The sequence below is a fragment of the Burkholderia sp. MR1-5-21 genome (genome assembly GCF_053427715.1).
In genome coordinates this window covers 124,624-147,106 of record NZ_JBSAXD010000014.1, presented here as the reverse complement: position 1 = coordinate 147,106, position 22,483 = coordinate 124,624, and the positions used below count along the sequence as shown (strand labels likewise).

14 protein-coding genes are annotated in these 22,483 nt (G+C 68.1%); 9 read left to right on the top strand and 5 right to left on the bottom strand.

The features are described 5' to 3' along the window. Positions 1-52 precede the first annotated feature (52 nt). The 6 genes from ACV229_RS20405 to ACV229_RS20380 all read left to right on the top strand — a co-directional run bounded on the left by ACV229_RS20405 (position 53) and on the right by ACV229_RS20380 (position 11,999). The gene (locus ACV229_RS20405) at positions 53-2,011 is read left to right on the top strand and encodes a PhoX family protein (protein WP_448084904.1); all 1,959 of its coding nucleotides are present in this window, start codon (positions 53-55) and stop codon (positions 2,009-2,011) included. Positions 2,012-2,548: 537 nt separating this feature from the next. Then, positions 2,549-3,373 (top strand): IclR family transcriptional regulator, encoded by an 825-nt coding sequence (locus ACV229_RS20400; RefSeq protein ID WP_448084903.1) that lies wholly within the window; start codon positions 2,549-2,551, stop codon positions 3,371-3,373. A gap of 242 nt (positions 3,374-3,615) precedes the next feature. Continuing rightward, positions 3,616-4,980 carry an MdtA/MuxA family multidrug efflux RND transporter periplasmic adaptor subunit gene (locus ACV229_RS20395; protein WP_448084902.1) on the top strand — a complete coding sequence of 455 codons (1,365 nt, stop codon included), beginning with the start codon at positions 3,616-3,618 and terminating at the stop codon, positions 4,978-4,980. 15 nt (positions 4,981-4,995) lie between these two features. Then, positions 4,996-8,112, top strand: a complete 3,117-nt coding sequence (locus tag ACV229_RS20390) for an MdtB/MuxB family multidrug efflux RND transporter permease subunit (protein ID WP_448084901.1) — start codon at positions 4,996-4,998, stop codon at positions 8,110-8,112. 3 nt (positions 8,113-8,115) lie between these two features. After that, positions 8,116-11,424, top strand: a complete 3,309-nt coding sequence (locus ACV229_RS20385; protein WP_448084900.1) for an efflux RND transporter permease subunit — start codon at positions 8,116-8,118, stop codon at positions 11,422-11,424. A gap of 191 nt (positions 11,425-11,615) precedes the next feature. Further along, positions 11,616-11,999 (top strand): VOC family protein, encoded by a 384-nt coding sequence (locus tag ACV229_RS20380; protein ID WP_448084899.1) that lies wholly within the window; start codon positions 11,616-11,618, stop codon positions 11,997-11,999. 55 nt (positions 12,000-12,054) lie between these two features. Here the strand turns inward: ACV229_RS20380 and ACV229_RS20375 are convergent, their stop codons facing one another. Then, positions 12,055-13,563, bottom strand: coding sequence for an NYN domain-containing protein (locus ACV229_RS20375; RefSeq protein WP_448084898.1), 1,509 nt, complete (start codon positions 13,561-13,563; stop codon positions 12,055-12,057). A gap of 318 nt (positions 13,564-13,881) precedes the next feature. On the opposite strand from ACV229_RS20375, the gene ACV229_RS20370 reads away from it, so the two are divergent. Continuing rightward, positions 13,882-14,511 (top strand): NAD(P)H-binding protein, encoded by a 630-nt coding sequence (locus ACV229_RS20370; RefSeq protein WP_448084897.1) that lies wholly within the window; start codon positions 13,882-13,884, stop codon positions 14,509-14,511. A 96-nt stretch (positions 14,512-14,607) separates the two neighbouring features. On the opposite strand, the gene ACV229_RS20365 is transcribed toward ACV229_RS20370, so the two are convergent. Then, entirely contained in the window at positions 14,608-15,168 is a 561-nt protein-coding gene (locus ACV229_RS20365) for a peroxiredoxin (RefSeq protein ID WP_448084896.1), read from the bottom strand. A gap of 306 nt (positions 15,169-15,474) precedes the next feature. Between ACV229_RS20365 and cdpA the strand changes: the two genes are divergently transcribed. Together cdpA and ACV229_RS20355 are read left to right on the top strand one after the other, a co-directional pair. Next, positions 15,475-17,217, top strand: a complete 1,743-nt coding sequence (gene cdpA, locus ACV229_RS20360; RefSeq protein ID WP_448084960.1) for a cyclic di-GMP phosphodiesterase CdpA — start codon at positions 15,475-15,477, stop codon at positions 17,215-17,217. A gap of 28 nt (positions 17,218-17,245) precedes the next feature. Next, positions 17,246-18,745 carry an HDOD domain-containing protein gene (locus ACV229_RS20355; protein ID WP_448084895.1) on the top strand — a complete coding sequence of 500 codons (1,500 nt, stop codon included), beginning with the start codon at positions 17,246-17,248 and terminating at the stop codon, positions 18,743-18,745. 131 nt (positions 18,746-18,876) lie between these two features. Here ACV229_RS20355 and ACV229_RS20350 read toward each other — a convergent pair whose 3' ends face one another. The 3 genes from ACV229_RS20350 to astB form a co-directional block, all read right to left on the bottom strand. Then, positions 18,877-19,671 (bottom strand): ABC transporter substrate-binding protein, encoded by a 795-nt coding sequence (locus tag ACV229_RS20350; RefSeq protein ID WP_448084894.1) that lies wholly within the window; start codon positions 19,669-19,671, stop codon positions 18,877-18,879. Between the two features lie 323 nt (positions 19,672-19,994). Beyond that, entirely contained in the window at positions 19,995-21,149 is a 1,155-nt protein-coding gene (astE, locus tag ACV229_RS20345; protein WP_448084893.1) for a succinylglutamate desuccinylase, read from the bottom strand. Next, complete coding sequence (gene astB, locus ACV229_RS20340) at positions 21,133-22,473, bottom strand: N-succinylarginine dihydrolase (RefSeq protein WP_448084892.1); 1,341 nt, start codon at positions 22,471-22,473, stop codon at positions 21,133-21,135. Before astB ends, astE begins: the two co-directional genes overlap by 17 nt. Positions 22,474-22,483: the final 10 nt, after the last annotated feature.

The following is a 22,483-nucleotide window of genomic DNA, read 5'->3' as shown; positions in this document are numbered from 1 at the left end:
TGCAAACGGTGCGAAGGCGAAGATTCTTCCAACACCTGAAACTGGACACCCCATGCCCGCGTTGCCCAATGCTTCCCGTCGCCAGGCTCTGAAGATCCTCGCCGGCGCACCGATGCTTCCCCTCTCCGGTCTCGCGCTGCCCGCCCTGCTGACGGGTTGCGGCGGCGACGACGGCCCGGCCTCGACGCCCGCCGCCGCCGCGTTCGCCGCGGCGACGTTCTCGGCAATGGCCGCGCCGACGCTCGCCGATGCGTCCGCGATGGCGACGACGACGGTCGGCTCGATGCTGTCGGTGTCCTTCTCCGACGGCACGTCGCGCAACTTCAAGCTCGCGTACCGGCCGTTCTTCGTGACGGGCGACAAGGTGCCGGACGGCAAGGGCGGCACGATCCTCGCGGGCGGCTACTACGACATCAACAACCAGCCGATCATCGACCGTTCGGTGGCAGGCAAGGAACGCCAGTTCTATTCGGACTGCCCGGACGGCAGCTCGCTGCTGACGGTGAAGAACGCGAGCGTGCCCGGCGTGAAGGGCAACACGGTGTTCGCGGTCGTGCAGTTCGAATACACGACGCGCGACCAGGCGAGCGTGTCGCAGTACGGCCAGCTGCCGTCGCCGATCGCGGTGCTGACGCTCGACCAGGATCCGGCGACCGGCGCGCTGAAGCTCGTCAAGTACCACAACGTCGACACGTCGAAGGCGCACGGCCTGTGGATCACCTGCGGCGCGAGCCTGTCGCCGTGGGGGACGCACCTGTCGAGCGAGGAATACGAGCCCGACGCGACGAAGGCCGCGACCGACGCGCAGTTCAAGGCATTCAGCAGGAACACGTTCGGCGACGAGACGAAGGCCAACCCGTATCACTACGGCCACCTGCCCGAGATCATCGTCAACGCCGACGGCACCGGCACCGCGAAGAAGCACTACTGCCTCGGCCGGATCTCGCACGAGCTGATCCAGGTGATGCCGGACCAGCGCACGGTGATGATGGGCGACGACGCGACCAACGGCGGCCTCTTCATGTTCGTCGCCGACAAGCCGGCCGACCTGTCGGCGGGCACGCTCTACGTCGCGAAGTGGACGCAGACGTCGTCGGCGGGCGCGGGCTCGGCGACGCTCGCGTGGATCAAGGTCGGCCACGCGACGAGCGCGGAGATCGAGGCGCTCGCGAACACGCTGAAGTGGTCGGACATCATGGACGTCGCGACGAGCGATCCGAACGACGCGAGCTTCACGAAGATCCATTTCAGCGGCAAGTTCAACTGGATCCGCGTGAAGCCCGGCATGGAAAAGGCCGCCGCGTTCCTCGAGACGCACCGCTACGCGGCGCTGCTCGGCGGCAGCATGGCGTTCACGAAGCTCGAGGGGACGACGGTGAACGCGAAGGACAAGATCGTCTACACGGCGATGTCGCGGATCGAGACGTCGATGGTCAAGGGCAATGCCGTATCGCGCGACGTTGCGCTCGACAAGAAGATCGCCGCGGGCGCGACCTATGCGCTGAACCTGAAGGGCGGTCAGCGCGACTCGAACGGCGCCGCGATCGACAGCGAGTGGGTGCCGGTCGACATGAGCGCGCCGGCCGCGCTCGTCGGCGAGGACCTCGCCGCCGCGGACGCGCTCGGCAACCTCGCGAACCCAGACAAGGTCGCGAACCCCGACAACCTCAAGTTCTCCGAAAAGTTGCGCACGCTGTTCATCGGCGAGGACTCGGGCATGCACGTGAACAACTTCCTGTGGGCGTACAACGTCGACACGAAAACGCTCACGCGCGTGCTGTCCTGCCCGGCCGGCGCCGAATCGACGGGCCTGCACGCGGTCGACGAGATCAACGGCTGGACCTACATCATGAGCAACTTCCAGCACGCGGGCGACTGGGAATCGCCGCTGCACGACAAGGTCAAGCCGACGCTCGACCCGCTCGTGCGCGCGAATTTCAAGGACCGGTTCGGCGCGAGCGTCGGCTACCTGACGGCCGAGCCGACGAGCATCAAGCTCGCGAAGGCCTGACGCACACGGACTCCGGCTTCATCACGTTTCATTCGTCGGCTCCACGCCGCCTTTCGCGCGATGCCTTTGCGGGCATCGCGCTTTTTTTTGCGCGCGCGAAGGTCCGCCGCGGGCACTTGCGCGGACGGATGTGGAGGACGGGGGATAATACGGGCCTGAAGTGGCGCGGAGACGGGCAAAAGCGACGGGCAAAAAAAAGCGCCACGGAGACCGTGGCGCTAAAAAAGTTCTAGCCATTCCGAGGGCCGTGCTAGAACCTGAGAGACTGCGCGAAACAACGTTGCCGGTTAAACTCCGAAACGATGTTTCGAAAACGTGACACATTCTTTCCGTTTCCGATCGTCAAGTCAAGCGGTATTTGCACCAATCGTTGCAATTTACAGCAACGAAAGCTTCAGCGTTTTCCTAATAAACCAAGGGTGAACCCGTAAAATCTCATCGCATGACCGGTTCATGCGTATAACATGCATTTTTTGACAATCATCCTACGATACCAACAAAATTGAAATACAGTTTCGGAAATTGAGAGAACCTCCCGTGTCGATACCCGTGCCTCCTCCCGCTTCCCGCGAACGCGAATCGTCGCCCGACGAGATTACCGCGCTCGCGCGCGGCCTTGCTGTCCTGCGCCGCATCGCGGCCGCCGACGCGCCGGTCAGCAATCGCGAGCTGACCGAGCTGACCGGCATCCCGAAGCCGACCGTGTCGCGGATCACCGCGACGCTCGTCAGCGCCGGCTTCCTGTTCCAGCTGCCGGACAGCGAACGCTTCGTGCTCACCGCATCGGTGCTCGAGCTGAGTCACGGCTTCCTGCGCAACTTCGACATCCGCGCGCGTTCGCGGCCGTTCATGATCGAGCTGGCCGAGCGCACGTCGCTGTCCGTGCACCTCGCGGTGCGCGACCGCCTTGACATGGTCGCGATCGACGTGATCCGGCCGCGCTCGGCGGTGCTCGTCACGCGGCTCGAAATCGGCTCGCGGATGGACATCGCGCGCACCGCGGTGGGCCGCGCCTATCTCGCCGCGCTCGAGGACGACGATCGCAGCGCGCTGATCGACGCGCTGCGGGCCGCCGCCGGCGACGACTGGCCGCACGTGTTCGCGCGGCTCAACCCGGCGCTCGACGACGCGACACGCAACGGCCACGCGATCGCGATCGGCGAATGGCGCGAAGGCCTGAACGCGGTCGCCGCGGGTTTCGTCGGCCCGTCCGGCCAGCGCTACTCGGTCAACTGCGGCGGCGCATCGCACCAGTGCCCGCCCGAATGGCTCGAGCAGCACGTCGTGCCGGCGCTGCACGAGTGCATCGCGAAGATCACCCGCGAGATCGGCGGCGCCCCGGCCCGCCGCAGCGGCAACTGACCCGTCTGTCATCTTCCTGTCGCGTTCTGTAACGACCGTAACCCGTTGAAAGATAGGGGGCTGGACTGTAACGGGGACGGGACGTAGGATCATGCCCATCGTCGCGCCGCATCCGCGGTGCGCACCGTTCTTTTCCCGCGCGGGTCGGGGGCCGGGCCGGCCCGCCAGATGCCGTATGCCCACGCGCGGCCCGCTTGCGCTCCCCGTACGCAGCGCGCCGCGTCGTCATCCAGACAGAACCGATGGACAATCAACAAAAGCCCACGCCGTCAGCGCACGAACCTGCGCCCGCCTCCCCCGCCGCGCGACGCCCGCGCCGCAAGCTGATGGCCGGCGCGCTCGCGCTCGTCGTGGTCGGCGGCCTGCTGTGGTGGCACCCGTGGCGCAGCACGGCCAGCGGCCCGTCCGGAGCGGACGGCGCCAGCGCCACCGCCGGCAAGCGCAGCCGCGGCGGTCCCGCCGCGATGGCGAACGTCCCGCAGCCCGTGCAGGTCGCGACCGCGACGCACGGCGAGATGCCGATCGTGCTGTCCGCGCTCGGCACCGTGACGCCGCTCGCGAACGTGACCGTGAAGACGCAGCTTTCGGGCTACCTGCAGGCGGTCGCGTTCCAGGAAGGCCAGATCGTGAAGAAGGGCGACCTGCTCGCGCAGATCGACCCGCGCCCGTACCAGAACGCGCTCGAGAACGCCGAAGGCACGCTCGCGCGCGACCAGGCGCTCCTCGCGACCGCCCGCCGCGACCTGAAGCGCTACCAGACGCTGCTGTCGCAGGACTCGATCGCGTCGCAGACGGTCGACACGCAGGCGTCGCTCGTCAAGCAGTACGAAGGCACCGTGAAGACCGACCAGGCGGCAATCGATTCGGCCAAGCTGAACCTCGTCTACGCGCACATCACCGCGCCCGTGTCGGGCCGCGTCGGCCTGCGCCAGGTCGACCCCGGCAACTACGTGACGCCGAGCGATACGAACGGCATCGTCGTGATCACGCAACTGCAGCCGATGAGCGTGATCTTCACGACGTCCGAAGACAACCTGCCGGCAATCATCAAGCAGGTGAACGCGGGCAACAAGCTGTCGGTGACGGCCTACGACCGCAGCAACACGAACCCGCTCGAAACCGGCTCGCTCGCGACGCTCGACAACCAGATCGACACCACCACCGGCACGGTCAAGCTGCGCGCGACCTTCGATAACAAGGAAGGCCTGCTGTTCCCGAATCAGTTCGTCAACACGCGGCTGCTCGTCAATGTGATCCGCGACGCGACGATCGTGCCGACGTCGGCCGTGCTGACCGGCTCGATCGGCCAGTTCGTCTATATCGTGAAGCCGGACAACACGGTGACGGTGCGCAAGGTCAAGACCGGCCCGGTCGACGGCGAACGCACGAGCATCGTCGATGGCATCGCGATCGGCGAGCGGGTCGTCACCGACGGCTCCGACCGCCTGCGCGAAGGCTCGAAGATCACGATCCCGGCGGACAAGCCGAAAGGCGCGTCGGGCGCACATGGCGCGAGCGCCGCATCGGGCGCAATGGGCGCATCGGGCACGAAAGGCGGACATCGCGACCAGCATCACGGGGGCGCATCACAGGCGTCCGCCCAATAACGCGCGGGCTGCCTGATGAATCCGTCCCGCATCTTCATTCTCCGGCCGGTCGGCACCGCCCTGCTGATGGCGGCCATCTTGCTGGCCGGCCTCGTCGCGCTGCGCTTCCTGCCACTCGCGGCGCTGCCCGAGGTCGACTACCCGACCATCCAGGTCCAGACCTTCTATCCGGGCGCGAGCCCCGAAGTGATGACGTCGTCGGTCACCGCGCCGCTCGAGCGGCAGTTCGGGCAGATGCCGTCGCTGAACCAGATGTCGTCGCAGAGCTCGGCCGGCGCGTCGGTGATCACGCTGCAGTTTTCGCTCGACCTGCCGCTCGACATCGCCGAGCAGGAAGTGCAGGCCGCGATCAACGCGGCCGGCAACCTGCTGCCGTCCGACCTGCCCGCGCCGCCGATCTACGCGAAGGTCAACCCCGCCGACGCGCCGGTGCTGACGCTCGCCGTCACGTCGAAGACGCTGCCGCTCACGCAGGTGCAGGATCTCGCCGATACGCGGCTCGCGATGAAGATCTCGCAGGTCGCGGGCGTCGGCCTCGTCAGCCTGTCGGGCGGCAACCGCCCGGCCGTGCGGATCCAGGCGAACCCGACCGTGCTCGCGCAGTACGGGCTGAACCTCGACGACCTGCGCACGACGATCTCGAACCTGAACGTCAACACGCCGAAGGGCAACTTCGACGGCCCGACGCGCGCGTACACGATCAACGCGAACGACCAGCTGACGAGCGCCGACGAGTACCAGAGCGCCGTCGTCGCGTACAAGAACGGGCGGCCCGTGATGCTGACCGACGTCGCGAAGATCATCGACGGCTCGGAGAACACCAAGCTCGGCGCATGGGTCGACTCGGAACCCGCGATCATCCTGAACGTGCAGCGCCAGCCGGGCGCGAACGTGATCCAGACGGTCGACGCGATCAAGGCCCAGCTGCCGAAGCTGCAGGAATCGCTGCCCACGGCGCTCGACGTGCGCGTCGTCACCGACCGCACGACGATGATCCGCGCGGCCGTGCGCGACGTGCAGTTCGAGCTCGGCCTCGCGGTCGCGCTCGTCGTGCTGGTGATGTACCTGTTCCTCGCGAACATCTACGCGACGATCATCCCGAGCCTGTCGGTGCCGCTGTCGCTGATCGGCACGCTCGCGGTGATGTACCTGTCCGGCTTCTCGCTGAACAACCTGTCGCTGATGGCGCTGACGATCGCGACCGGCTTCGTCGTCGACGACGCGATCGTGATGATCGAGAACATCGCGCGCTACGTCGAGGAAGGCGATTCGGCGCTCGAGGCGGCGCTGAAGGGCTCGAAGCAGATCGGCTTCACGATCATCTCGCTGACGGTGTCGCTGATCGCGGTGCTGATCCCGCTGCTGTTCATGGGCGACGTCGTCGGGCGGCTGTTCCACGAGTTCGCGATCACGCTCGCGGTGACGATCGTGATCTCGGCGATCGTGTCGCTGACGCTCGTGCCGATGATGTGCGCGAAGCTGTTGCGCCACTCGCCGCCGCCCGAGAGCCACCGCTTCGAGGCGCGCGTGCACCAGGCGATCGACTGGGTGATCGCGCGCTACGCGGTCGCGCTCGAATGGGTGCTGAACCGCCAGCGCTCGACGCTCGTCGTCGCGGTGCTGACGCTCGTGCTGACGGGCCTCCTCTACGTGCTCGTGCCGAAGGGCTTCTTCCCGGCGCAGGACACCGGCGTGATCCAGGCGATCACGCAGGCGCCGCAGTCGATCTCGTACGGCGCGATGGCCGATCGCCAGCAGCAGCTCGCGGCCGAGATCCTGAAGGATCCGAACGTTGTCAGCCTGACGTCGTTCATCGGCGTCGACGGCACCAACATCACGCTCAACAGCGGTCGAATGCTGATCAACCTGAAGGACCGCGACCAGCGCACGCAAACCGCAGCCGAGATCATCCGCGACCTGCAGCAGCGCGTGTCGAACATCCTGGGCATCTCGCTGTACATGCAGTCGGTGCAGGACCTGACGATCGACTCGACCGTCAGCCCGACGCAGTACCAGTTCATGCTGACGAGCCCGAACCCCGACGAATTCGCGACCTGGGTGCCGAAGCTCGTCGCGCGCCTGAAGCAGGAGCCGTCGCTCGCCGACGTCGCGACCGACCTGCAGAACAGCGGCCAGTCGGTGTACGTCGAGATCGACCGCTCGAGCGCCGCGCGCTTCGGCATCACACCCGCGACCGTCGACAACGCGCTGTACGACGCATTCGGCCAGCGCATCGTGTCGACGATCTTCACGCAATCGAACCAGTACCGCGTGATCCTCGAGTCCGAACCGAAGGACCAGCACTACGCGCAATCGCTGAACGACATCTACCTGCCGTCCGCGGGCGGCGGCCAGGTGCCGCTCGCGTCGATCGCGTCGTTCCACGAACGGCCGTCGCCGCTGCTCGTGTCGCACCTGTCGCAGTTCCCGTCAACGACGGTCTCGTTCAACCTTGCGCCGGGCGCGTCGCTCGGCGAGGCGGTGAAGGCGATCGACGCCGCGGAGAAGGAGATCGCGCTGCCCCCGTCGTTCCAGACCCGCTTCCAGGGCGCGGCGCTCGCGTTCCAGGCGTCGCTGTCGAACCAGCTGTTCCTGATCCTCGCGGCGATCATCACGATGTACATCGTGCTCGGCGTGCTGTACGAGAGCTACATCCACCCGATCACGATCCTGTCGACGCTGCCGTCGGCCGGCGTCGGCGCGCTGCTCGCGCTGATGCTGACCGGGCACGACCTCGACATCATCGGCATCATCGGCATCGTGCTGCTGATCGGCATCGTTAAGAAGAACGCGATCATGATGATCGACTTCGCGCTCGAGGCCGAGCGCGCCGAGGGCAAGCCGCCGCGCGAGGCGATCTACCAGGCGTGCCTGCTGCGCTTCCGGCCGATCCTGATGACGACGCTCGCCGCGCTGCTCGGCGCAGTGCCGCTGATCGTCGGCTCCGGCGCCGGTTCCGAGCTGCGCCAGCCGCTCGGTATCGCGATCGCGGGCGGCCTGATCGTGTCGCAGGTGCTGACACTGTTCACGACGCCCGTGATCTATCTCGGCTTCGACTCGCTCGCCCGCCGCGTGCGCGGCTGGTTCGAACGCCACGGCCCCGCCGCCGGCGGCACGCGCACGGATGCGTAAGCGATGAACCTGTCGCGCCCCTTCATCACCCGCCCCGTCGCGACGACGCTGCTCGCGCTCGGCGTCGCGCTCGCGGGCCTGTTCGCGTTCGTGAAGCTGCCGGTGTCGCCGCTGCCGCAGGTCGACTTCCCGACGATCTCGGTGCAGGCGTCGCTACCGGGCGCGAGCCCGGAAACCGTCGCGACCAGCGTGACGAGCCCGCTCGAGCGGCACCTCGGCTCGATCGCCGACGTGTCCGAAATGACGTCGACCAGCACGGTCGGCAACTCGCGGATCATCCTGCAGTTCGGCCTGAACCGCGACATCGACGGCGCCGCGCGCGACGTGCAGGCAGCGATCAACGCCGCGCGCGCCGACCTGCCGGCGTCGCTGAAGAGCAATCCGACCTACCGCAAGGTCAACCCGGCCGATTCGCCGATCATGGTCGTGTCGCTGACGTCGGAAACGTCGTCGGCGGCCAAGCTGTACGACGCCGCGTCGACCGTGCTGCAGCAGTCGCTGTCGCAGATCGACGGGGTCGGCCAGGTGTCGGTCAGCGGCTCCGCGAACCCGGCGGTGCGCGTCGAGCTGCAGCCGCACGCGCTGTTCCATTACGGCATCGGGCTCGAGGACGTGCGCGCGGCGCTCGCATCGGCGAACGCAAACAGCCCGAAGGGCGCGATCGAGTTCGGCCCGCAGCGCTACCAGCTCTATACGAACGACCAGGCGTCGCAGGCATCCCAATACCGCGATCTCGTCGTCGCCTACCGCGACGGCGCGGCCGTGCGGCTGGCCGACCTGTCCGACGTCGTCGATTCCGTCGAGGACCTCCGCAACCTCGGCCTCGCGAACGGCAAGCGCGCGGTGCTCGTGATCCTCTACCGCTCCCCTGGCGCGAACATCATCGACACGATCGACCGCGTGCGTGCGGCGCTGCCGCAGCTCACCGCGTCGCTGCCGGCCGACATCACGGTCACGCCGGTGCTCGACCGGTCGACGACGATCCGCGCGTCGCTGAAGGACACCGAGCACACGCTGCTGATTGCCGTCAGCCTCGTCGTGATGGTCGTGTTCCTGTTCCTGCGCAACTGGCGCGCGACGCTGATCCCGAGCGTCGCGGTGCCGATCTCGATCATCGGCACGTTCGGCGCGATGTACCTGCTCGGCTTCTCGATCGACAACCTGTCGCTGATGGCGCTGATCGTCGCGACCGGCTTCGTCGTCGACGACGCGATCGTCGTGCTCGAGAACATCTCCCGCCATATCGAGAACGGCACGCCGCGGCTGCAGGCCGCGTTCGACGGCGCGCGCGAGGTCGGCTTCACGGTGCTGTCGATGAGCCTGTCGCTCGTCGCCGTGTTCCTGCCGATCCTGCTGATGGGCGGCATCGTCGGGCGCCTGTTCCGCGAGTTCGCGCTGACGCTGTCGCTCGCGATCGCGGTGTCGCTGGCCGTGTCGCTGACCGTCACGCCGATGATGTGCGCGCGCCTGCTCGCCGAGACGCACGACAAGCGCGACGAAGGCCCCTTCGCGCGCTTTCTCGAGCGCTGCTTCGAGCGCCTGCAGCGCGGCTACGAGCGCTCGCTGTCGTGGGCGCTGCGCCATCCGCGGACGATCTTGCTGATCCTCTTCGCGACGATCGGCCTGAACGTCTACCTGTACATCGTCGTGCCGAAGGGCTTCTTCCCGCAGCAGGACACGGGGCTGATGATCGGGGGGATCCAGGCCGACCAGAGCACGTCGTTCCAGTCGATGAAGCTGAAGTTCTCCGAGATGATGCGGATCGTGCAGGGCAACCCGAACGTGAAGAGCGTCGCCGGCTTCACCGGCGGCACGCAGACCAACTCGGGCTTCATGTTCGTCACGCTGAAGGACCGCACCGAACGCAAGCTGTCGGCCGACCAGGTGATCCAGCAGTTGCGTCGGCCGCTCGCCGACGTCGCGGGCGCGCGCACGTTCCTGCAGGCCGCGCAGGACATCCGCGTCGGCGGCCGGCAGAGCAGCGCGCAGTACCAGTTCACGCTGCTCGGCGATTCGACGCCCGATCTGTACAAGTGGGGGCCGATCCTGACCGAGGCGCTGCAGAAGCGCAAGGAACTCGCCGACGTGAACTCCGACCAGCAGCAGGGCGGCCTCGAGGCGATGGTCACGATCGACCGCGCGACCGCGTCGCGGCTCGGCATCAAGCCCGCGCAGATCGACAACACGCTGTACGACGCATTCGGCCAGCGCCAGGTCTCGACGATCTACAACCCGCTGAACCAGTATCACGTCGTGATGGAGGTCGCGCCGCAATACTGGCAGAGCCCGGAAACACTGAACCAGATCTGGGTCAGCACGTCGGGCGGCAGCGCGAGCGGCGCGCAGACGACCAACGCGTCGGCGGGCACCTACGTCGCGACGTCGGCCGGCACGTCGAGCGCCGGCACGGCCGCGCAGAGCGCCGCCGCGATCGCGTCCGATTCCGCGCGCAACCAGGCGCTCAACTCGATCGCGGCGAGCGGCAAGTCGAGCGCGTCGTCGGGCGCGGCGGTGTCGACGTCGAAGTCGACGATGGTGCCGCTGTCCGCAATCGCGTCGTTCGGGCCGAGCACGACGCCGCTCGCGGTCAACCACCAAGGGCTTTTCGTCGCGACGACGATCTCGTTCAACCTGCCGCCGGGGGTGTCGCTGTCGCAGGCGACGCAGGCGATCTACCAGACGATGGCCGAGATCGGCATGCCGCCGACGATCCAGGGCAGCTTCCAGGGCACCGCGCAGGCGTTCCAGCAGTCGCTGAACGACCAGCCGATCCTGATCCTCGCCGCGCTGATGGCCGTCTATATCGTGCTCGGCGTGCTGTACGAGAGCTACATCCACCCGATCACGATCCTGTCGACGCTGCCGTCGGCCGGCGTCGGCGCGCTGCTCGGCCTGCTGCTGTTCCAGACCGAGTTCAGCATCATCGCGCTGATCGGCGTGATCCTGCTGATCGGTATCGTGAAGAAGAACGCGATCATGATGGTCGACTTCGCGATCGACGCGACGCGCACGGGCGGGAAATCGTCGTTCGACGCGATCCACGAGGCGTGCCTGCTGCGTTTCAGGCCGATCATGATGACGACGATGGCAGCGCTGCTCGGCGCGGTGCCGCTCGCGTTCGGCAGCGGCGACGGCGCCGAGCTGCGCGCGCCGCTCGGGATCGCGATCGCCGGCGGCCTGATCGTGTCGCAGATGCTGACGCTCTATACGACGCCGGTCGTCTACCTGTACATGGACCGGCTGCGGGTGTGGGCCGAGAAGCGGCGCCGCAGCGGCAGTTCGGCCGGCGGGCCGGCGGTTGCCGGCGAGTGACGGCGAATGACGGCGCTCCCGGTCGCGCATGAGCCCGCGCCGCTCGCGGCGGCGTGGGTGCAGCGGCGCGGGCCGGCCGCTGGCCGCCGCGCCCGGGTGCCGTCGATCCCGGCTTGAACGCGGGCGGACATCGACTATCGTGTGTCCATGCGCACCGCCGCGCCCTTGGCGGATGCACGAGGGGACACGACATGAACGTCCAGTTGAACCACACGATCGTCTGGTGTCGCGACAAGGCCGCGTCGGCCCGGTTTCTGACGGACCTCCTCGCGTTGCCGCCGCCGGTCCCGTTCGGGCCGATGCTGGTCGTCCAGCTCGATAACGGCGTGTCGCTCGACTTCTGCGAACGGGCGGGCGACATCACGAAGCAGCATTATGCGTTCCTGATCGACGAAACCGCTTTTGACGCGGTCTTTGCCCGGATTCGAGAGCACGGGCTGCCGTACTGGGCCGATCCGTCGAAACAGCGCGCTGGCGAAATCTACCGGTACAACGGCGGCCGGGGCGTGTATTTCGACGACCCGGACGGCCATTTCCTCGAAGTGATGACGCGGCCCTACGTGCTGGGCGGCTAGCGGGGAGCGGCGGGCAGCCGCGTCAAGCGGCTGCGACAGCCCATGTCAGCCGGCCTTACTCGGCAGCCGGCGTGGTCTTGCGCGGACGACGCGCGCGCGGCGCCGTCTTGCGAGCGGGCTTTTTCGGCTTGGCGTCGCCGACTGCCGTTTCCGCAGGCGATTCGACCGCAGCGACCGCTTCGCGCGCCTCAGCCGCCGCAGTGCCTGCCCCGTTGACGTCCGAGTGCGTCGCGCCGGCGGGTGCCGCATCGCGCGGGCTGGCGTCAGCCTGCGCCCGCTCGCCATGCTTTTCGTCCGCGTGGTGTTCGTCGCCGTGCTTGTGGCCGGCTTCCTTGTGGTCGCCGTGCTTGCGGACGCCATGCTTCGCGTCCGCATGCCCCTCATCCTTCGCCACCTCCTTCTTCGCACTGCCCTTCTTGACCGCCGCCTTCTTCGCGGCGCTCTTGCGGGTGCGCTTGCGGTCGTCCTTCCGGCCGTCGTGCGCGTCTTCCGTGGCCGTGCCGCCTGCTTCGGCGCGATCCGCCGGCATCGGCGCAATGGCGAGTGCGTCGTCGATTTCAACCGCCTCGGCCGTTTCGGTCACGTCGGCAGCTTCGGCCACGACCGGTGCCGCAGGCTCGTGCGCAACCGGCGCCGCATGCCGCGCGTGGCGGCGCTCGTGCTCCGAGCGCGCGCGCTCGGCCACGCGGCCGTCGTCCCGCGCAGCCGGCACGTCGGCAAGCATCGCGGGCTCCGCCGCCGCGCTCTGGCGCGCCCGCGACACGAACGCGCCCGACTTGTCGTCGCGCCCGACCTCGAGCAGGCCGCGCGCCTGCGCCTCGTCGAGCAGGTTGCCGAACGCGCGGAAGCCGTAATACGACTCGTTGAAATCGGGCTTGCGGCGCTTGATCGCGCTCTTGAGCACCGACGCCCAGATCTTGCCGACGTCGTCCCGCTCCGATGCGAGCGCGTCGAAGGTTTCGACCGCAAGCGCGATCGCCTCGGCCCTGCGCACCTCCAGTTCGGGCTTGCGCGACGGCTCGTCCGGCCGCTTCGCGCCGCCGTTGCCGGCCCGCTGCTGCTCGCGCTTCGCGAGCGCGCGCTGCTGCTCGCGCACGAGATCGTCGTAGAAGATGAATTCGTCGCAGTTCGCGACCAGCAGGTCCGACGTCGACTTCTTGACGCCGACGCCGATTACCTTCTTCGCGTTCTCGCGCAGCTTCGACACGAGCGGCGAGAAATCCGAGTCGCCGCTGATGATCACGAACGTGTCGACGTGCGACTTCGTGTAGCAGAGGTCGAGCGCGTCGACGACGAGCCGGATGTCGGCCGAGTTCTTGCCCGACTGGCGCACGTGCGGGATCTCGATCAGCTCGAAGCTCGCCTCGTGCATCGCCGCCTTGAAACCCTTGTAGCGATCCCAGTCGCAATAGGCCTTCTTGACGACGATGCTGCCTTTCAGCAGCAGCCGTTCGAGCACCGGCTTGATGTCGAATTTCTCGTACTTCGCATCGCGCACGCCCAGCGCGACGTTCTCGAAGTCGCAGAACACCGCCATGCTGACGTTATCGAGGGGTATTGCCATGTGTACTCCAACCGGTTGGCCGACGCGTTGTATTGCGTAGCGGCAGGAAATGCGTGGCGCACATGATAGCCGGTCGGCGGGGTCTCACCCGTGATAGTTGCGCGCCCGCGGCTTCATGCCCTTGCAGGCATACCCGCGCCGGTACGCCCTGATCGGTACGCCCTGATCGGTACGCTGGCGCCGGTACGCCCGCGCCGGTACGCCCCCGCCGGTACGCCCCCATTTTGGCGCCCGCCGCCGGGTCAAATCGACATACACTTGAGTATCGGTCGTGCGTCCCCATCTGGACGGGCGACGCACGGATCAAGGAGCGGTTTCATGACGATGAAGGTACTGCTGATTGGCGCCGCCGGCCGCACCGGCCAGGCCTGCGCCGATCTGCTGCTCAAGCAGCCGGAATTCGAGGTCACGGCGCTCGTGCGCAGGCACGGCTACACGCTGCCGGGCGCGAAGGTGATCGAGGTCGACCTGACGGACGATTTCTCGCACGCGTTCCAGGGCATCACGCACGTGATCTACACGGCCGGCTCGGCCGAGTCGGAGGGTGCGGCCGAGGAGGAACAGGTCGACCGCGATGCCGTCGCCCGCGCGGCCGCCTATGCGCTCGCGTGCAACGTGCAGAAGCTGGTCGTGATCAGTTCGCTGTCCGCCTACTGGCCCGAGCGCAGCCCCGACGCGCTGCGCCACTACTCGCAGATGAAACGCGAAGGCGACGACCACGTGATCGCGTCGGGCGTCGACTATGTGATCCTGCGTCCGGGCCCGCTCGCGGACGGTCCCGGCGTCGGCAAGATCGCGCTGACCGAAGAACGGCTCGACCACGCGCCGCCCGTGTCGCGGCAGGACGTCGCATGGGCCGCGATCGAGGCGATCAAGCTCGGGATCTCGAAGAAGACGATCGGCTTCGTCGGCGGCAGCGTGCCGATCGAGCAGGCGTTGCGCGCGTGACATCCGCGGGCGCCGCCGCAGCAGCCGCACGGACGCCCCGTCCACTGCTGCCCCGCCCCGCGGCGTGCCCGCGGGACCGCGGGGCCACCTGCGCGCTCACTTTTTCGGGTGCGACTCCGCCCAGGCCTTGACGGTCTCGAGCGTGTTCTCGACGTGCTTGTCCGGCGACAGGCTCGTGTACTCGTACAGGACCTTCCCTTCCGGCGAAATCACGTAGGACACGCGGTTCGCGCGGTTGAGCGCGGGCAGCTTCGCGTCGTACTCGCGAATGATCTTCGCGTCCGGATCGGCCGCAACCGGGAACTTGCTGCGGCACTCGCTGACCGAGAACTTCTCCAGCGTGTCGATATTGTCTGCGGATACGCCGATCACGGTCGCGCCGTACGCCTTGTAGCGGTCGACCGCTTCCGCGAACGCGTGCGCCTCGATCGTGCAGCCCTTCGTGAACGCGGCCGGATAGAAATACAGCACGACCGGACCCTGCTTCAGCGCGTCGGCGAGCGAATACGTGTAGGTCTTGCCGCCCAGCGACGCCTGCGTCGTGAAATACGGCGCCGGATCGCCCGGCTTCAGTTCCGCCTGCGCGGTCAGCGCATAGCCCGCGACGAGCGTCGCCGCCGCCATACTCGCCATCGACACCATTAGTTTTCGCTTCATCTGCGTCCTCATTTCTTATAAAGTCAGCCTCGATGTGTGACGCGCCGATGTTCGCCAGCCGAACATCGGCGCGTGATCCGGTTGCCTGCGACCAGTTCGGGCCGCCCGCGCTCCAGCGGAGCCGCCCGAGTTGATCACATGTTAAAGATTCCGCGTGGTTTGCCGTTATTCCTCCCGGACAACCGGTTCCAGCCCTTCACGTCAGCGAGAAACATGGAAGCCAACAGGAAACAGACGCCACGCAAGGGCTCCTGGCGCAGCGCCTTGCACACGCTGCGCCGCTTCGCCTGGTCGGGCGGCGCGCTGATGCCTGCGCGCGCCGGCGCGCCGCGCCGCGACGACACCGTGCGCAACTGGCTGGAACAGACGGTCGGCCCGGTGGATTTCCTCGCGCACGTCGACCGCGAGCTGCGCTTTCTCTACGTATCCGATGCAAGCCTGCGCTTCATCGGCTACCACCGCGACTATCTGCACACGCTGACGCTGCGCGACCTGATCGCCGAACAGGATACCGCGGCGCTCGAAGACCTGCTCGCCCGCGCCGCGCGCTCCGGCCACGTCGAAAAGGCGACGATGTGCATCGTCAAGTCGCTGACCTACCCGCTCGACGTCGAGGTGCGCGCGGTCAAGAGCCGCCACCACGGCGTCGACGGCTTCGCGATCGCGGCGTTCGACGTGTCGTCGTGGCGCGCGCTCGAGGCGCGCCTGACCTACGAAATGCACCACGACCCGATGACGGGGCTCGACAACCTGTCGGCGCTCGTGCCCGCGCTGATGCGCGCGCAGCAGATCGCCGACGAGTCGGGCACCTGCGCGGCGCTGCTGCTGCTCGACCTCGACGATTACCAGCGGATCAACCGCGCGCTCGGCTACGACGCCGGCGACGCACTGCTGCGCGAGACCGCGCAGCGGCTGCAGGCGCTGATGGCGCCGGACGAGCAGCTCGCGCGGGTCGCGAGCGACAAGTTCGCGATCGTGTTCACCGCGCCGAGCCGCGCGCAGGCGAGCGACATCGCGGGCGCGCTCGGCCGGCGGCTGCAGGCGGCGGTGCGGCAGCCGTACGTGTACCACGGGCAGCCCGTGCACCTGTCCGCGAGCATCGGCATCGCGCTCTACCCGGACGAGCGCGCGGCCCCGCACCGGGCGCAGCATCACAGCCCGCTGTTGCGCCGCGCGGACCACGCGCTCGCGCAGGCGAAGGCGTCCGGCGGCAACGCGCTCGCGTTCCATACGCCGGTCGACGACCCGGCCGACGCCGAACGCCTGAAGCTCGAAGCCGACCTGTACGACGGCGTGCGCAACGGCGAGTTCTCGCTGCATTTCCAGCCGATCTCGCGCAGCCACTCGGGCGCGGTGGTCGGCGTCGAGGCGCTGATCCGGTGGCGCCACCCCGTGCACGGGCTCGTGCCGCCGGCGACGTTCATCCCGCTCGCCGAATCGATCGGCCTCATCAACTACCTCGGCAACTGGGTGCTGAAGGCCGCGTGCATGCAGCTCGTCGCGTGGGACCGCCAGGGGCTCGCGCTGCAGTACGTCGCAGTCAACGTGTCGCCGCAGCAGTTCCGCGATCCGCGCTTCACGCAGAGCGTGCGCGAAGCGATCACGCTGACCGGCATCGACCCGCGCCGCATCGTGCTCGAGATCACCGAGAGCCTCTTGATGCACGACCCGGCGCACGCGAAGGGGCTGCTCGAGGAGCTGACCGATCTCGGCATCCGCTTCGCGATCGACGACTTCGGCACCGGCTATTCGAGCCTCGCCTACCTGCAGCGCTTCCCGCTCGCGAAGCTGAAGATCGACCGCAGCTTCGTCGAGAACCTGCTGACGTCGCGCAATGACCGCGCGATCGTGTCGGCGGTCGTCGGCCTCGCGCAGACGCTCGATCTCGAACTCGTCGCCGAAGGCGTCGAGACCGAGGCGCAGCGCGAGCTGCTGACCGAGATGGGCTGCAACCACATCCAGGGCTGGCTGGTCTGCAAGGCGCTGCCGTCAGAGGAACTGGCGCAACGCTTCGAGGCGCAGCAGCTGCGCCTGCACGCGGCCACCTGACGCGCCGCCGCGAACCGAACGGATCTGTATGTCAATCACCGAACACCTGCCCCGGACGGCGCTGCTCGACAAGCTGTGGGCCCGGATGAACGAGCGGGGCGATTTCCCGCTGCTGTCGGATTCGCTGCGCGCGACGATGGCCGCGATGAAGAACGACGACCTCGACTTCACCGCGCTCGTGCGCGTCGTGCTGTCGGACTTCGCGCTCACGCAGAAAGTGCTGCGGCTCGCGAACTCCGCGATGTACATGGCGTTCGGCGGCAACATCACGACTGTCACCCGTGCGCTGATGGTGCTCGGGATGGACGCGGTCGGCCATCTCGTCGTCGGCCTCAAGCTCGTCGATCACTTCCACCAGAGCACCCCCCGGCGGATCGACGCGAAGCTCGAGCTGAACCGCGCGCTGCTGTCGGGCTGCGTCGCGCGCAAGCTGACCGAGCACGCGGACCTGCGCGCTGGCGAGGAGGCCGTCGTCTGCACGCTGATGCGCCAGGTCGGCAAGCTGCTCGTCGTCTGCTACCTCGACAGCGAATGGGACCGGATCCGCCGGCGGGCGGCCGAACTGCACGGCGACGAGGCTGCGGCCTGCGTCGACGTGCTCGGCGTCGGGTTCGACGAGATCGGCCTCGAGGCCGCCGCGCGCTGGCGGCTGCCCGACGTGATCCGCGCCGGCATGGCCGACGACGTCCGCCTTGCCGAACTGGCGGACGGCGGCGCGCTGCAGGACCACGCGGACGTCAGCGACGACGACGGCAACAGCCCGGACAGCGATGTGCGCTGGCTGCGCGCGGTGAGCCGCTGCTCGACCGACGTCGCGGCCGCGCTCGTGATGCCGGCGAGCCCGCAGCGCGACGCGCGCATCGCATCGCTCGCTCAGCACTATGGCGCGGAGCTCGATACAGGGCCCGATGCGCTCATCCAGATCGCCGACCAGCTCGCGCGCGAGGAGACGAGCGACACCGTGATGCGCGAAATCATCGAGCTGCGCGCGAACGCGGACGCGATCGCGCGCGCGCAAGCCGAGCCGGAAGTCCGCCTGGAGGCCGGTCTCGCGGACCTGCGTGCGCTGCCGTCCGAGCATGTGCTGACGCCGGTGCTCGCGCTCGCGTCCGAAAGCCTGCTCGCGGGTCTCGCGTTCACGCGCACCGTGATGTTCGTGCGGCACGACGACGGCACGTTCGCCGCGCGCCTCGGCTTCGGCCCCGGCGTCGACGCTGCGCTCGGCCAGCTGCGCTTCAACGAACGCTTCGAGCCGGACGTGTTCCATCTCGCAATCACCAACTCGGTCGGCATCTTCATCGAGCAGGCGCAGGACCCGAAGATGGTGAAGCGCCTGCCCGCGTGGTATCTCAACGCGTTCGACGACGCGCAAGCGTTCGTGCTGCTGCCGGTGCGCGTCGGCACGTCGACGACGGCGCTGCTGTACGGCGACTGGGCCGGCGCGCAGCGCGCGCGCAAGATCACGCAGCAGGAAATGGGCGTGCTCAACGAGCTGGCACGAGAGCTGAGCCGGTTCTTCAAGGCCTGAGCGGCCCGGCTGCGCCTGATGGCGCTGCGTACCCGCAGCGCGTTGCGCCCCCTTCCTGCCCCCGCCCCCCAAAAGCAAACCGGCCGCAAAAGCGGCCGGCTGCATCGTGCGACGGGGGTCGGAACGCGCGCTTACTTGAGCGTCACTGGCACGCTGAAGTACTTCTTCGCGAGGTTGTCGATCGTGCCGTCCGCCTTCAGTTCCTTCAGCGCCTGGTCGAGCGCGGTCTTCAGCGCCGCGTCGTTCTTGCGCAGGCCGAAGCCGACGCCCGAGCCGAGGATCTCGGCGTCGCTGACGGTGCCGCCCGCGTAACCGAAGCCCTGGCCCTGCGGCTTCGACAGGAAGCCCTTCGCGCCCGCTTCCGAATCCTGGAAGGTCGCGTCGAGACGGCCCGACTTCAGGTCCGCGTACGCGAGATCCTGCGTCTGGTAAGGCACGACTTCGACGCCGGCCGGCGCCCACTTCTTCTTCGCATACGCTTCCTGGATCGTGCCTTGCAGCACGCCGACGCGCTTGCCCTTCAGCGATTGCGGGGTCGGCAGCAGGCCGCTGCCCTGCTTCGCGATCAGCTGGTTCGGGATCGTGTAGATCGGATCGGTGAACGCGATCGCGTGCTTGCGCTGGTCGGTGATCGTCATGTCCGAGTTGATCGCGTCGAACTTGCGTGCCTGCAGCGCCGGGATCAGGCCGTCGAAGTCGTTCTCGACCCACACGCACTTCGTCTTCAGCTTCGCGCACACCGCGTTGCCGACGTCGATGTCGAAGCCGGTCAGCTTGCCGTCGGGCGTCTTGAATTCGAACGGCGCGTACGAAGCCTCGACGCCGAAGCGGAGCTCCTTCAGATCCGCAGCAAACGCGCTTCCCGCCGCCACGGCCACTGCCGCCACCACCGCGTGCGCGGCCATTTTTCGCCAAACCAACTTCATTAGAGGGTCCTCCTGATACGAACGGGTATTTCCGGAACAACGTGCGCACGCATCATTGCAGGGTCGAATTACCCGGACAATCGCGATGCGGCGCCGTGATGCGGCGCAACAGCCGCAAGGCCGCGATTGTACCAATCCGCGCGCGCCGTCCCGGCAAAGCGGCCGGCCGGGCCGCTTGCTGCACCGCGCGCATGGCACCGCGCGCAACGCATGTCGAACTTGCAAGATGGTGTCGCAAATGCGCAAGGCATCCGCGTCGCACATGCGATCGGGACGACGTGCATGCGCCGCGCCGTCACGCGCGAACGCATGCACGCACGCCGTCAGACGAGCGTGGCGAGCGTCTCGCGCGTCGTGTCGACGACGAGCAGCCCCGCGCGCAGCCCGGGCTTCACCGACGGGTTCGGAAACACGATCCGTTCCTCGACGTGCTGCACCGTATAGCGGTACGCGCCGTCCTGCGCGAGCACCGTGCCGCGCGGGAACGGCGTGAAGTTTGCGACGTCGGCCGCGACGAACAGCTCGAGCGCGTCGCTCTGCTTCGTGATCTGGTCGATCACGGTGAACACGCGCGGCAGCGATGCGCCGGCATCCTTCGGCGGATGGCCGCCCCACGCGCCCGACACGAGCCGGCGCACCGCGCGATCGGCCGCCGCGAAGCGAGTCAGGTCGTTCTGGCCGAACGGGCGCACCTTGCCGAGCTCCAGCGTGCACGCGAGTGCGCCGCAATGCTCGGCCGTATAGTGCGAATACGTCTGCCCTTTTGCGGTATGCAGCAGCACCGCCGCGATGCGCGCATCGCCGAGCCATTCGAACATCGCGCGCGACGGCGGCGTGCCCGTATGCGGCAGCAGCGCAAACTGCTCGAACACCGATGCGCGGATCGCCGTGTGCATGTCGATATGCCAGCGCGCGCCCGCATCGGCCGGCGCAGCGGCGAAGAACGCCGCGGCGGCCGCTTCGAGCTGCGCGGCGCGCGGCGCCTCGCGGCTGTCCGGTACCTGCGCGTGGCGGCCGCTGAACAGCCGGTTCAGGTCGTCGTCGAGATAGCGTTCGCCCGCGCGCATCGCCGGCGAATTGCCGAGCACGACGAACAATCGGCACGCGAGCGGCACCGCGCCGGCCGCGACGTCACGCACGAGCATCGACAGCAGCTCGATCGGCGCGGTCTCGTCGCCGTGCACGCCGGCCGACACGAGCACGCTTCGCTGTGACACCGGTTGCTGCGGGGCCGTCGTCCGGCCTTCCGCTGCATCGGCGGTATGCGGTTCGGCATGCGGCTCTATACTCGGCTCGAGCGCGAGCAGCCCCTCGCCGTGCCATCGCCAGCGCACCGCGCCGCCGGCACAGACGCCGTCACGCTCGGTCGGCGCAACGCCCGCGAGCGTGAACGCGAGGAAGTCGTCGAGCCATGCGCCGGCGGCAGCGCCGCCCGAGCCTGCCGCATCGCGCATGCGGCCCTCAGCGCTGGAAGTCATACAGCGACCCGACGCGCAGGATCTGCGTCAGTTCGTCGAGCGCGGTGCGCGACTCGTCGAGCAGCACCGGATCCGCGAGATCTTCCGGCGCGAGGCGGTCGCGGTAGTGCTTCTCGATCCACGCGTCGAGCGACGCGAACAGCGTGTCGTTGATCCACACGTTCGACGTGACGGCCGCGCGCTGCGCGTCGTTCAGCACGACGCGCAACCGCAGGCACGCGGGGCCGCCGCCGTTCTTCATGCTTTCGCGCAGGTCGAACACGAGCACGTCGCGGATCGGTCCGCTGCCGGCCGCGAGCTGGTCCAGGTACGCGGCGACGTTCGCGTTCTCGCGGCACTCCTGCGGCACGACGAGCACTTGCGAACCATCGGCGCGCGACAGCAGCTGGCTGTTGAACAGATACGACGTGACGGCGTCGTTCACGCTCACCGCCGCGTCGGGCACCTCGATCACCTTCAGGCGCGCGCCGCGCGCGTCGAGCGCCGCGGTCAGCGTGTCGTAGATCGCCTGCTTGTTGACGAACGCGCGCTCATGCGTGAACAGCGTGTCGCGGTTGCCGACCGAGATCACGTCGTTGTGGAACACGCCCGCGTCGATCACGTCCGGATCCTGCTGCGCGTAGACCGTCGCTTCCTCGCTCAGCCCGTGGCGATGCGCGACCGCGCGGCTCGCCTCGAACGTCTGGCGCGCCGGGAAGCGCTTCGGCTCCGGCCCGCGGCGGTATTCCGAGCGGCCGTACACGAAGAACTCGACGCCCGGCTGCGCGTATTCGGCGCAAAAGCGCGTGTGGTTCGCTGCGCCCTCGTCGCCGAGCGCCGGCGTGCCGGTCAGCGCTTCGTGCACCGCGAAGTACGCGGGATCGGCGAACAGTGTCGACAGCGTGCGGCGCGTCGCCTCGTGCTCGATCGCGCGGTGCAGCTTGCTGCACAGGTTCGCCGGCGTGAAGTGCACGCGGCCGTCGCTCGTGTCGGCCGACGGGCTGACGGTCGCCGCGTTCGCGGTCCACATCGCCGATGCCGAGCTCGCCGCGGCGAGCAGTTCGGGCGCCTGCTTCGCGGCCTTCGCGATCACGTCCGCGTCCTTGCCGGAGAAGCCGAGTTCGCGCAGCAGGCGCAGCGACGGCCGCTCCTGCGGCGGCAACACGCCCTGCGCGAAGCCGAGGTCGGCGAGCTGCTTCATCTTGCGCAGCCCCTGCTTCGCGGCGGCCTTCGGGTTCGCGGCCGATTTCTCGTTGTTCAGCGACGCCACGTTGCCGAACGACAGCCCGGCGTAGTTGTGGGTCGGGCCGACGAGTCCGTCGAAATTGGCTTCTTGTGCGTTCATCGTCGTTCCC

What these genes read in the sequence shown, in the direction of transcription:
- astB (WP_448084892.1), bottom strand. Translation starts at nt 22,473, where the DNA reads ATGAACGCACAAGAAGCCAATTTCGACGGACTCGTCGGCCCGACCCAC.
- ACV229_RS20380 (WP_448084899.1), top strand. Translation starts at nt 11,616, where the DNA reads ATGAACGTCCAGTTGAACCACACGATCGTCTGGTGTCGCGACAAGGCC.
- ACV229_RS20350 (WP_448084894.1), bottom strand. Translation starts at nt 19,671, where the DNA reads ATGAAGTTGGTTTGGCGAAAAATGGCCGCGCACGCGGTGGTGGCGGCA.
- ACV229_RS20405 (WP_448084904.1), top strand. Translation starts at nt 53, where the DNA reads ATGCCCGCGTTGCCCAATGCTTCCCGTCGCCAGGCTCTGAAGATCCTC.
- ACV229_RS20385 (WP_448084900.1), top strand. Translation starts at nt 8,116, where the DNA reads ATGAACCTGTCGCGCCCCTTCATCACCCGCCCCGTCGCGACGACGCTG.
- cdpA (WP_448084960.1), top strand. Translation starts at nt 15,475, where the DNA reads ATGCCTGCGCGCGCCGGCGCGCCGCGCCGCGACGACACCGTGCGCAAC.
- ACV229_RS20370 (WP_448084897.1), top strand. Translation starts at nt 13,882, where the DNA reads ATGACGATGAAGGTACTGCTGATTGGCGCCGCCGGCCGCACCGGCCAG.
- ACV229_RS20390 (WP_448084901.1), top strand. Translation starts at nt 4,996, where the DNA reads ATGAATCCGTCCCGCATCTTCATTCTCCGGCCGGTCGGCACCGCCCTG.
- ACV229_RS20355 (WP_448084895.1), top strand. Translation starts at nt 17,246, where the DNA reads ATGTCAATCACCGAACACCTGCCCCGGACGGCGCTGCTCGACAAGCTG.
- ACV229_RS20375 (WP_448084898.1), bottom strand. Translation starts at nt 13,563, where the DNA reads ATGGCAATACCCCTCGATAACGTCAGCATGGCGGTGTTCTGCGACTTC.
- ACV229_RS20365 (WP_448084896.1), bottom strand. Translation starts at nt 15,168, where the DNA reads ATGAAGCGAAAACTAATGGTGTCGATGGCGAGTATGGCGGCGGCGACG.
- astE (WP_448084893.1), bottom strand. Translation starts at nt 21,149, where the DNA reads ATGACTTCCAGCGCTGAGGGCCGCATGCGCGATGCGGCAGGCTCGGGC.
- ACV229_RS20395 (WP_448084902.1), top strand. Translation starts at nt 3,616, where the DNA reads ATGGACAATCAACAAAAGCCCACGCCGTCAGCGCACGAACCTGCGCCC.